This is a genomic window from Acetobacterium sp., from assembly GCF_041752335.1.
Classification (GTDB): domain Bacteria; phylum Bacillota; class Clostridia; order Eubacteriales; family Eubacteriaceae; genus Acetobacterium.
In genome coordinates this window covers 1-10,746 of sequence record NZ_JBGSHG010000044.1, presented here as the reverse complement: position 1 = coordinate 10,746, position 10,746 = coordinate 1, and the positions used below count along the sequence as shown (strand labels likewise).

Sequence of the window (10,746 nt, the reverse complement as noted above, 5' to 3'; positions counted from 1 at the left end):
CAAAAAGAAACATAAAAAAGTACTTAAACTTGCAAAAGGCTATTATGGTGCTAAAAGTAAGTTATATAGATCAGCAAATGAAGCCGTTATGCGAGCACTCAGATCTTCATATGTTGGCCGTAAAGAAAAGAAGCGAAATTTTAGAAGATTGTGGATCACCCGAATCAATGCCGGTGCCAGAATGTATGGCTTAAGCTATAGCAAATTCATGTTTGGCTTAAAACAGGCAGGTGTTGAAATTGACCGTAAAATCTTAGCGGATTTGGCGATGAATGACATCAATGCTTTCAAAGACTTAGTTGAAGTATCAAAGAAAAACATGAACTAATCGTACTGAAAAAACTTCTCAACGGATTATCCATGCTTGGGAAGTTTTTTTATTGTATATTATTGTTGCTTTTTTATAGCAGCATGTTAAAATATGTATGATTGTCAAATATTTTAGGTGGAGACAGAATCGTGGCAGAAAAATTACGTTGGAATTTCAATAGATTTGTTGGACAGCGCTCCCCTGCGGAAATGCTGATCTACGGATTTGCTCTGGTTATTCTGCTGGGAGCAATTCTTCTTACATTGCCCATCGCCAGCAAATCTGGGGTGAGCGGTGGTTTTGTCAATGCTTTGTTTACATCAACTTCAGCAGTATGTGTGACAGGGTTAGTGGTTGTTGATACCGGCACGTTTTGGTCGGCCTTTGGCAAGGTCGTCATTATTTTTCTGATCCAGATTGGTGGGTTAGGTTTTATGTCACTGACGACGATGTTTTTTGTTCTGGCCGGAAAACGGATTACTATCAAAGACCGGCTGTTAATTCAATCTTCCGTGAATATGAACTCGATTGCCGGGATTGTTAAATTTACCAAATACATTTTCTTCTCATCGCTAGCAATTGAAGGAATTGGAGCTTTATTGCTGGCTCTTGTTTTTATTCCTGAATACGGGTTTTTACAGGGGACAGCCTATAGTTTTTTTCATGCCATTTCAGCTTTTTGTAATGCCGGTTTTGATCTGTTCGGCAATTATTCAAGTCTAACAAAATATGTGGGTAATTTCATCATCAATTTTGTCATTGGCGGTTTAATTATTCTAGGTGGATTGGGTTTTGCCGTTACCAGTGATTTGATTAATGTGCGCAAGTTTGAAAAGATGAGTATGCATGCTAAACTGGTATTAACCGTGACTGGTATTTTTTTAATTGTCGGTTTTGTACTTTTTTTTATTTTTGAGTTTAATAATCCCAAAACCTTGGGTAACTTATCGCTGCCAGTAAAATTCATGGCTGCTTTTTTCCAGTCGGTGACACCGCGAACGGCCGGGTATAATACCATCGATATTGCCGCGCTGACACCGCCATCACTGTTTTTGACCATGCTTTTTATGTTTGTCGGTGCTTCACCCGGTTCTACTGGTGGGGGTGTTAAAACAACCACCTTTGCCATTATTATCATGACTGTTGCCTCGGTATTACATGGAAAAAAGGATGTAGTTGCCTTTAAACGCACTATTTTTGGTCCGGCCATCCGTCGTGCAATTTCAGTTATTGTTATTGCGTTTGCTATTGTCATTTTAATGATTTTTGTGTTATTATGTACTGAACCCGATGCTTCTTTTGAAACAGTGGTTTTTGAAGTGCTTTCTGCATTTGGTACGGTTGGTTTAACAACCGGATTGACCCCTCATTTATCAATTGGGGGAAAAATAGCCATCAGTATTACTATGTTTGTCGGGCGGCTGGGTCCCTTGACGGTAGCCTATGCGATTTCACGCAGTGAAAAACGAGCCCGGGAAAACGTGGGTAATTTTAAATTGCCGGAAGGCAATATTATGATTGGCTAGAGGAGGATTATTAATTGAAAGAAAAGCAGTTTGCAGTCCTTGGTTTAGGGCGTTTTGGTGAAGCACTTGCCATCACGCTCAGTGAGTTGGGCTGTAATGTTGTTGTTGTCGATAAAGATGAAGAAAAGATTCAAAACATTGCGAATTTAGTAACTTATGCGGTGCAGGCGGACGTGACAGATATCAATGCGTTGAAGTCGATTGGCTTAAAAAATGTGGATGCCGTCGTTGTGTCCATCACTTCTGATATTAACAGCAGTATCATGGGCATTGTCAATGCTCAGGAGCTGGGAATCAGCGAGATTTATGGGAAAGCTAATAATGCCCAACATGAAAAGGTGTTACTTAAACTAGGGGTTAAAAAAGTATTTTCTCCTGAGCGAGATATGGGCGAGCGGGTTGCACATAATCTGTTCTCAGGTGATTTTATCGATATTCTAGAACTGGATACCAATCATTCCATTGTTGAAGTGGAGTCCCTTCATATCTGGGTAGGAAAAACTTTGGAGCAACTGAACCTAAGAGAAAAGTATGGCTTAAATGTGATTGCCATTCGGACTCTTGATGTTTTAAATGCTTCACCCCTTGCAAGTGATATCGTTCGTTCTGGCGATAAGCTGATTGTCATGGGCGAAAATCGATCCATTAATGAAATTAATAAACTATCACGAAAAGATCATTAACGATGTTTTCGGAAATCACTTCAAAAAATAATGATCAACTTAAATATTTGCGCAAGCTTAGCAGTAAATCTTTTAGAGATTCAGAGGAGACCTTTGCCATTGAAGGAACCAAACTTTTTCTGGAGGCCGTTAAAAATGATTTGCCGTTTAAACAAATATTTATTACCAAAGAATGGTTGGAAAACAATGCTGGTTTAAACAGTGATTATGTAATTGCATTAGCTGAAAAAAATGTGACCGTCATGATGGTTACCGCTTTAATTTTATCAACCGTTTCCAGTTTGCAAAAACCGGAAGGGATTATTGGTATACTTCCTAAAGTATGTGTTACGCCAGGAATATTCAAACGGTATGTGTTACTGGAGGATGTTCAGGATCCTTACAATGTTGGTACCATTATCCGCACGGCTGATGCAGCTGGCTTTGACTGTGTGGTGACATCCGCTAGAACGGCTGATATTTATAACGAGAAAGTGCTGCGCGGTTCAATGGGTTCAGTTTTTCACCTGCCGATTTACCAAGCCGAGTCATTGCTCGACTATGTGAAACAATTAAAAAATCAGCCGATCACCATCATAGGCACATCCTTAACGGGTAGTTCCTTATGGGAGCGGGAAAACCTGACCGGCTCGTTTGCGATGGTCATGGGGAATGAGTCCCAGGGAATGTCGGATGAGATGAGTAAATGCTGCGACATTTTGCTCAAAATTCCCATTTTCGGTCAGGCTGAATCACTTAATGTGGCAACTGCAGCAGGGATTATTATGTATGACCTGATCAGAGATTTTAAATAAGTTTTTTAGAACAAAATCAACGCAAAAATTGAATAGCTTATCAACAATGATAGAGCGAGTAAATAAATATTGAATTTTACAGAGAAAAAATCCCAGGCTGAGAGATTTTGTGTTTAAATTTATTGAAGTTCCCTCTGGAGTTTTAGACGTGAACGTCATCATCCGATCTTGATGGCCTTTAGCCTCTAACGTTAATTGCGTTAAAATTTTGAGTGAATGCAATCAGTATTAATTTAAGGTGGTACCGCGGAATTATTTCGTCCTTTTTAGAAGGACGATTTTTTTATTTTAATGATTTAAAATACAGATAAATTAAAATGCTAATGATTTATAATGCGTAAAAAAGGAGAAAGAAATGGAGTTAGAACTCAAACAATTAAGAGATCGCTGTTTGGCTGATCTTAATGCCGTTGAAGAATTAAAAACACTGGATAATGTGAGAATAAAGTATCTGGGAAAAAAAGGGGAGCTGACCATTGCCCTGAAGGGGATGGGTAAGCTTTCCAACGAGGAACGTCCAATTATTGGCAAGTTGGCCAATGAAATCCGGGAAGAAATTGAGAATAATATTTCAGCCCAGAAGCAGTCGCTTGAACAAATGGAAATCGAAGCTCAGATCAGGGAAGAAAGCATTGATGTATCATTGCCGGGAAGAAAGCGTCAGGCTGGAAATCTTCATCCTTTAACTACAACCGTCAATGAATTAAAAGAAATATTTCTGGGAATGGGATTTTCGATTGCCGAAGGTCCCGAAATTGAATGGGCTAAATATAATTTTGACTATCTGAATGTTCCCCAGGATCATTCGGCCAGAGACTTGCAGGATACTTTTTATTACGAAGACGACATTGTTTTGAGAACCCAGACCTCGCCAGTCCAGGTGCGGGTCATGCAGGAACAGAAGCCGCCGTTGCGGATTATCTCACCGGGACGGGTTTATCGCTGCGACGAAATAGATGCCACCCATTCGCCGGTTTTCCATCAAATGGAAGGCCTGGTCATCGATAAGGGCATCACCATGAGTGACCTCAAAGGAACCCTGGATTTATTTGCTAAAAAACTTTTTGGTGAACAGACCAAAACGAAATTCCGACCCCACCAGTTTTATTTTACCGAACCAAGTGCGGAAATGGATGTCACCTGTTTTAAATGCGGTGGCGTTGGCTGTAAAGTTTGCAGCAATACTGGTTGGATCGAGATTCTGGGATGTGGCATGGTTCACCCGAACGTCTTACGGTTCTGCGGCATCGATCCCGATGAATACAGCGGTTTTGCCTTTGGCATGGGCCTTGACCGGATCACCATGATCAAATATGGAATTAATGATCTGCGTTTATTATTTGAGAATGACTTGCGTTTTTTAGCGCAATTTAAATAGGAGGAACCATCATATGCTCGTTTCACTAAATTGGTTAAAAGAATTTGTTGATATAAAAATGTCCCCTTATGATTTTGGCGAGGCGTTGACCATGTCAGGTACAAAAGTCGAAACAATGACCGTTGTATCTGAAAATGTTGTCAATATCTTTACTGGAAAAATCACCAAAATTGAATCCCATCCCAATGCCGATAAGCTGATTGTCTGTACCGTGGATATGGGAACCGACGAGCGGGTGATCGTTACCGCTGCCAAAAACGTCTTTGTCGGTGCCGTCGTTCCGGTGGCTGTTGATGGGGCCGTGCTTGCCGATGGTACCAAAATCGGCACCAATGATTTTCGCGGACTGCTTTCCTACGGGATGTTCTGCTCGATTGAAGAACTGGGTATGAATACCGACTTGTTTTCCAAAGAAATCATGGAAGGGATTCTGATTCTCCCGGAAAATACGCCGCTGGGAATGGATGCCCGAGAACTGCTATGGCTTAATGATGTGATCATCGATGTGGAATTAACGGCTAACCGGTCGGACTGCCAATCGATCATCGGCATCGCCCGAGAAGCGGCAGCAACTCTGGATCTCCCGATGGCCGGTGTTACCACCTATGATACCGCTGAAAGTACCAATCAGATTGCCGATTATTTGAGCGTTAGAATTGAAGATCCCGCCTGTCCCCGTTATGTGGCCAAGATGCTGAAAGTCAAAAATATTGAAGCATCGCCATTGTGGATGCAGATCAAACTGCTCAACAGCGGCGTGCGTCCGATAAATAATATTGTCGATGTTACCAATTATGTGATGCTCGAACTGGGCCAGCCGCTGCATGCCTTTGATTATGATAGCCTCCAGTCCCAGGAAATTGTGGTTAAAACCACCACCAATAAGAAAATTGTGACCCTTGATGACAAAGAACGGGACATCGATGAAACGATGCTGATGATCACCAACGGTAAGGCCCCGGTGGCAATTGCCGGCGTCATGGGCGGTGAAAATTCCGAGATAACCGAAAAAACCAGTCTGATCGTGCTGGAGTCGGCCAATTTTAACAAAGGCAGTGTTCGGCTGACGGCCAAACAGCTGGGTCTGAGAACCGAGGCATCGGCCCGTTTTGAAAAGGGTGTTGATCCCGAACTGGCTGGCGTTGCCGCCCTTAGGGCAACGCATCTGCTGTTAGAAATCGGCGCTTGCGAAGTCATTGAAGGGCTGATCGACGTTTATCCCAGAGTGGAAGGCTTAAAAAAAGTCAGTCTGGATACCAATTGGTTCAATGCTTTTGTGGGCATTTCGCTGACCATCGATGAGATTTCAAAATTGCTGACCCGGTTGTTTTTCAAGGTCGAAAAAATATCTGATCATGTTCTGGAAGTTGAAGTCCCCAGTTATCGGCTGGATATTGACCTCAGAGAAGATCTGGCTGAAGAAGTGGTGCGGATTTTTGGCTATGATATGATTCCTGGTACCATCATGGGGGGCGAAACCATGGTCGGCGGTAAAACCCCGGTTCAAAAATTTCAAGACACGCTTAAAAACATCCTGGTAGGTCAGGGCTATTATGAAACACTGACATCCTCTTTCACCAGCGAAAAGCGCCTTCACGGGCTGAATTCACCGCTTCATGATAACCTCATTCCGCTGATTAATCCCTTGGGGGAAGAAAACAGCATTATGCGCCATACCCTGATTGGACACCAACTAGAAGCGATCTCACTGAACTATAACCGAAAAAATCCCGATGGTCGGTTCTTCGAATTGTCCAATACCTATCGCCAGAATACCAAGCCCGGTGAACTGCCCATCGAAGAACAGAAACTGGCAATCAGCAGTTATGGCGGCGACGATTATTTTGAATTAAAAGGCGTTGTCGAGCTATTACTGGAGCAGTCCGGAATTTTATATCCGGAATTTATCGCCGGTGGATCAGACTTCCTTCATCCTGGTCGCAAAGCTGAAATTTTTGTCGATGGGATAAAATTAGGCGAAATTGGTGAGATTCATCCGGTGGTTGTTAAGAATTATGAATTGCCAAAGCGTTGTTATGTGTGTCAATTGTCTTTTGAGGCGCTTTTTGAATGCGCGTCACTGGATAATAAATTTACCGATCTGCCCAAATTCCCCGCTTCAAATCGCGATCTGGCGATTTTAATAAAGTCAGATATTCCGGCGGCAGCGGTTGAGACGATTATTCGTAAAAACAGTGGCGACATTCTTGAAAGCATCGAATTATTTGATGTCTATACCGGGGCGCAAATTCCCGAGGGTTATAAGAGTCTGGCTTATGCCGTGAACTTCAGGCATCACGAACGAACCTTAAACGACAATGATATCAGTCCCGTGATCGACCAAATCCTCAGCGAATTAAAGCGATCATTTGATGCCCAGCTCCGCGAATAAGAACTAAGCACGGTTATGAATCATTTACATGCGCTTATTATCGGGCTCCTGCAATTAAAAGGGGTTGGACGCCAGAAAGTTAACCTTTTGCTGGAAATGATTGTCGAACCCCAGAATCTTGATTTAAAGGAGATTGTGGAAATCGGCCAGACCTTTCGTATTATTTCTAGTCAAGTCAGTCCAGTTGAGATTGATTTATCCATGGCTTATGCCAAACGGCTAATTGATGAATGTGATGAGCTGGGAATCCAATGCAAATCCTATTGGGATGATGGGTTTCCGGCGGGTCTGATTTTTGATGATCACCCGGTCTTACTGTATTATAAGGGCGATCTTGAAATCTTAAACCAGCCCAAACGGGCTGCGGTTATCGGTAGCCGCATGCCGTCCCGGCTGGGAGCAGATTTTGCTTTTCAGGCCGGTAAGATTTTGGCTGAAAATAATTTTGTGGTGATCAGTGGCCTGGCTGTCGGGGCAGATGATTATGGGCACCGGGGGTGTCTGGATGCCGGTGGAAAAACGGTGGCTTTTTTGCCTTCGGGTTTGACCCAGGTTTATCCACCATCAAATCGCGGCTTGGCGGAAAAAATTTGTGATCAGGGTGGCTGCCTGGTCACGGAATACAGTCATCATGAAGTGGTTCAGCCCTATAAATTCATCGAACGGGATCGTCTGCAAAGCGCTTCGAGCCATTTTTTGATCGTGTCTAACTTTTCGCCGGGTAGCGGAACCATCCATACCCTGGATTACGCTAACAAGTACAAAATACCGATTTACTCGATCCCAGTTATCTATGACGAATCCAGGGATGGTTTTGCGCATATCAGTCAGAAGCAGATAAACTATCAGATCATCAAAAATACGGAGCTAACACGAGTCATCGAAAATTATTAATTGATAAATGATTTGTAATTTTCTTGTTTATTACATATAATAGAGCATAACAGAGTAGAAGATGCTTATTACTTCTAGAGAATTCAATTTATTACCCAGGAGGAAAAAATGCCTGAACAAACAATAATGGAATTACGCATATTAGATACCGAATTTAATTTAAAGGCAAAGGGAAACGAAGAGCATATCAAGCATGTTTCTGATTATGTCAATGCTGAATTGGAACGCGTCAAGGCTGCTAATCCTTTTACCAACCATATTCGGATTGCGATTCTCGGCTGTATGAATATTACCGAGCGGCTTTTCATGGCTGAAGAAGAAGTTCGTACCAGTGAAGAATTTAAAGCTAAAGAAATCGGCGAGATTAAACTGGTTAAAGAAGAACTTAAGAAAACGAACGACGTTTTAGAAGAAGAAAAAACAAAATATGAAACCATGGCAGCAGAAACAGAATTGCTGCAAAAAGAGTTGGATGAAAAAAATGACCTTCTGGCTCAATATCGCGAGCATTTGCGGCAAAGCAAGATTGAAAGTGAAACGAGTCGCAAAACAATTCTTGATTTACAAAATCAACTTTTTGAAAGTCAGATCGAATTAGTGAAGGCCAATAAGAATCATATCGAAAAAGATATCTTTAAAAATATCGAAGATAAAATGAACTTGGACTAAATAAAATCAATGTAAAAAAAAGATGTGTACACATCTTTTTTTTGTTTAAAATTTACGAATTAATCCGGTTACCTTACCAAGAATTTTAACATTTTCTTCACTGCAGATAATGGGATCCATGGTTTTATTTTCGGGCTGGAGCCGAATGGTATTGTTTTCTTCATAAAAAATGCGTTTTACCGTGGCTTCATTATCATTAAGCAGCAGGGCGACAACAATTTCATTATTTCTGGCTGTGTCCTGTTTTTTGACAATAATTTTGTCCCCGTCCAGAATGCCGGCATCAATCATACTGGTCCCCTTAACATCAAGAATGAACGCGGCTTCGGTGCCGATAAAATCTAAAGGAAGGGGAAAAACATCAGTGATATTCTCAATTGCCAGAATCGGAGCACCGGCTGTCACGCAACCTAAAATGGGAAGTGAAACGATCGTTTTTTCGTCAAAATAACTTGAAATTGTTTCATTAGGATCGTGTCGCAGGACTTCGATGGCTCGGGTTTTTGTCGAGTCACGCTTAATATATCCCAGTTCTTCCAGCTTTTTCAGGTAGGTGTGCGCCGTGGATGTGGATTTTAAGTTAACAGCGGCACATATTTCCCGCACTGACGGGGGATAACGTTTATCGCGCATTTGGGTTTCAATAAATTTTAATATTGCAAACTGTCTCGAATTTAAATCCTCATACATTAGCATTCCTCCAAATTTTTATAGCTTATTATAACATATCCGAAAAAGAAAAACAAACGTAAGTTCTCTTTTTTCACTTATTTATCGTCACTTTCGAATTGAGATAGTGGATTCTGATTCATTGTGTCCCGAAGCGTCTCTTCATTTACGTGGGTATAGATCTGCGTTGTCGAAACATTTTCATGGCCAAGAATTTCCTGAACCGAGCGGAGATCGGCATTGCCGTAGCGAAACATCAGGGTGGCCGCGGTATGTCTAAGCTTATGGACGCTGATTTCATCGGTATTGAGGCCACAGCTGGCCAGGTGTTTCTTGACCAGGTGCTGCACTGCCCGATTGCTGATGGGAGTATTCTGCTGGCTGAGAAACAGATAGGGAGAATCGGACTCCTGGCGAACGGCCAGATAACGGTTAATCGCTTTTAAACAGGCATGATTTAGAAAAACCGTCCGTTCTTTGTTGCCTTTGCCAATGATCCGCAGGGCATCGTTCTTAATATCTGAAATTTTAATTTGGGTGAGTTCGGAAAGCCGCATCCCACAGTTTAGAAACAGCGTCACAATGGCAAAGTCCCGTTCTTTATGACGGCCGGTAATGCCTTTTAACAGATCAACAGCTTCATCCCATTCCAGATAACGGGCATGACGGGCTGGCAACTTGGGCATTTCCAGTTCAGTCACTGGATTGGGCAGAAAATACTTTTGTTTATTACAAAGGTAATTAAAGAATGAGCGCAGTGATGAGACCTTCCGGCTGCGGGCGGCGTCAGCATTATGCCGTTCCTTGCTGGAATAAGAAAGAAAAGCATAGAGAATCCCCAGATTGACAGCTTTTAAATCATCGATGGAGACATCATCGATGGGAATTGCATCAAAGTCTAGGGCTTGGGGAACCATGGCAAAATAGCGCTTAATGAACCGGAAAAAAATAATCAGATCATAACGGTAGGCCTGAGCCGATTTTTCGGAATAACCTTTGATGGTCAACACATAATTCAGGAATTCTTCGATCAAGGTGTTGTTGGGAATTATTTTATCAGTTAGCTTTGTTGGGGTTGTCATGATATTACTCCTAAAATTTATTTTGCAGTTATGTGAAAGCGTCATCCGTTGAAAAGCCGAACAGCACAGATCATTGGGGTAATCTGGCTGAGACGGATGAATTGATCATAGCTTATCACATTTTAACCGTTTTGTCACGAAACTTACATTTCGCGACAAAAGATTTTGACTCTTTGTGGCATCGGCTCAGAAATACAGATTTAAAAAGTGTGCATTGACATATACTTCGGACTTAACTTGACACATAAGTGGTAAAAAATAATCCATTTTCTGCCACTTTTATGTACTTCTTTGAATTATAATAACGAATCTGTTAAATATTATGAACCATAATCTAAATTTTGGTGTT

General features: G+C 41.8%; 10 protein-coding genes and 1 other annotated feature. Of the genes, 8 read left to right on the top strand and 2 right to left on the bottom strand.

The window, feature by feature from the left end:
* The 8 genes from rplT to zapA all read left to right on the top strand — a co-directional run.
* The coding region (rplT, locus tag ACEW8F_RS06000) for a 50S ribosomal protein L20 (protein ID WP_373482565.1) at nt 1–328 on the top strand (328 nt) is incomplete at its 5' end.
* A gap of 131 nt (nt 329–459) precedes the next feature.
* Nucleotides 460–1,836, top strand: coding sequence for a TrkH family potassium uptake protein (locus ACEW8F_RS05995; protein WP_373482564.1), 1,377 nt, complete (start codon nt 460–462; stop codon nt 1,834–1,836).
* Between the two features lie 14 nt (nt 1,837–1,850).
* Complete coding sequence (locus ACEW8F_RS05990; RefSeq protein ID WP_373482563.1) at nt 1,851–2,519, top strand: TrkA family potassium uptake protein; 669 nt, start codon at nt 1,851–1,853, stop codon at nt 2,517–2,519.
* 2 nt (nt 2,520–2,521) lie between these two features.
* The gene (locus ACEW8F_RS05985) at nt 2,522–3,313 is read left to right on the top strand and encodes a TrmH family RNA methyltransferase (protein ID WP_373482562.1); all 792 of its coding nucleotides are present in this window, start codon (nt 2,522–2,524) and stop codon (nt 3,311–3,313) included.
* Between the two features lie 37 nt (nt 3,314–3,350).
* Nucleotides 3,351–3,581, top strand: a binding site (T-box leader).
* Nucleotides 3,582–3,668: 87 nt separating this feature from the next.
* A complete protein-coding gene (gene pheS / locus ACEW8F_RS05980; protein ID WP_373482561.1) occupies nt 3,669–4,691 on the top strand; it encodes a phenylalanine--tRNA ligase subunit alpha in 1,023 nt (340 codons plus the stop codon).
* A 13-nt stretch (nt 4,692–4,704) separates the two neighbouring features.
* Entirely contained in the window at nt 4,705–7,083 is a 2,379-nt protein-coding gene (gene pheT, locus ACEW8F_RS05975) for a phenylalanine--tRNA ligase subunit beta (RefSeq protein ID WP_373482560.1), read from the top strand.
* A gap of 15 nt (nt 7,084–7,098) precedes the next feature.
* Nucleotides 7,099–7,977, top strand: a complete 879-nt coding sequence (locus ACEW8F_RS05970) for a DNA-processing protein DprA (protein ID WP_373482559.1) — start codon at nt 7,099–7,101, stop codon at nt 7,975–7,977.
* 108 nt (nt 7,978–8,085) lie between these two features.
* Nucleotides 8,086–8,646 carry a cell division protein ZapA gene (gene zapA / locus ACEW8F_RS05965; RefSeq protein ID WP_373482558.1) on the top strand — a complete coding sequence of 187 codons (561 nt, stop codon included), beginning with the start codon at nt 8,086–8,088 and terminating at the stop codon, nt 8,644–8,646.
* Nucleotides 8,647–8,691: 45 nt separating this feature from the next.
* On the opposite strand, the gene lexA is transcribed toward zapA, so the two are convergent.
* Both lexA and ACEW8F_RS05955 read right to left on the bottom strand, forming a co-directional pair.
* Nucleotides 8,692–9,336: a transcriptional repressor LexA gene (lexA, locus tag ACEW8F_RS05960; RefSeq protein WP_373482557.1), complete on the bottom strand. Its 645-nt coding sequence runs from the start codon at nt 9,334–9,336 to the stop codon at nt 8,692–8,694.
* A gap of 77 nt (nt 9,337–9,413) precedes the next feature.
* Nucleotides 9,414–10,397: a tyrosine recombinase XerC gene (locus ACEW8F_RS05955; protein ID WP_373482556.1), complete on the bottom strand. Its 984-nt coding sequence runs from the start codon at nt 10,395–10,397 to the stop codon at nt 9,414–9,416.
* Between the last annotated feature and the right edge of the window lie 349 nt (nt 10,398–10,746).

Bases quoted from the DNA above. Each gene is read 5' to 3' on its own strand.
- ACEW8F_RS05985 (WP_373482562.1), top strand. From the start codon at position 2,522: ATGTTTTCGGAAATCACTTCAAAAAATAATGATCAACTTAAATATTTG.
- pheS (WP_373482561.1), top strand. From the start codon at position 3,669: ATGGAGTTAGAACTCAAACAATTAAGAGATCGCTGTTTGGCTGATCTT.
- pheT (WP_373482560.1), top strand. From the start codon at position 4,705: ATGCTCGTTTCACTAAATTGGTTAAAAGAATTTGTTGATATAAAAATG.
- ACEW8F_RS05970 (WP_373482559.1), top strand. From the start codon at position 7,099: ATGAATCATTTACATGCGCTTATTATCGGGCTCCTGCAATTAAAAGGG.
- zapA (WP_373482558.1), top strand. From the start codon at position 8,086: ATGCCTGAACAAACAATAATGGAATTACGCATATTAGATACCGAATTT.
- lexA (WP_373482557.1), bottom strand. From the start codon at position 9,336: ATGTATGAGGATTTAAATTCGAGACAGTTTGCAATATTAAAATTTATT.
- ACEW8F_RS05955 (WP_373482556.1), bottom strand. From the start codon at position 10,397: ATGACAACCCCAACAAAGCTAACTGATAAAATAATTCCCAACAACACC.